The organism is Deinococcus alpinitundrae (assembly GCF_009982895.1).
Lineage (GTDB): Bacteria > Deinococcota > Deinococci > Deinococcales > Deinococcaceae > Deinococcus > Deinococcus alpinitundrae.
Window position 1 is genome coordinate 1 of sequence record NZ_WXZL01000179.1, and the last position, 309, is coordinate 309.

The 309-nt window shown below is 32.7% G+C and carries 1 protein-coding gene; it reads right to left on the bottom strand.

The features are described 5' to 3' along the window. The coding region (locus GUI70_RS25525) for an efflux RND transporter permease subunit (protein WP_161884550.1) at positions 1-309 on the bottom strand (309 nt) is incomplete at both ends.

Genomic DNA, 309 nt, shown 5'->3' on the forward strand with positions numbered 1-309 from the left:
CGTCAATTTACTTGGTGTCGTTGTTTTAACTAACGTAGCGATATTTCCCAATTTAATCGTACCACCAGTCGGCTTTTTCAAAGTTATATTATTCAACTTATCTTCTGACCAGTCTGTTTGCTTATTTTGTTTGACTTTAACATCAACAGTTTTACCATTTTCTTTAACAGTCGTAACTGTTTTTTCTGGTAAGTTTTCATTCAAGTGCATTGCAAGTTGACTTGCAGAAATACCATTTTCTGCCGCTTTATTTTGATCGACTTTAATTTCATACTGATCATATGTTTGCGATAAATCAGATTTGACATT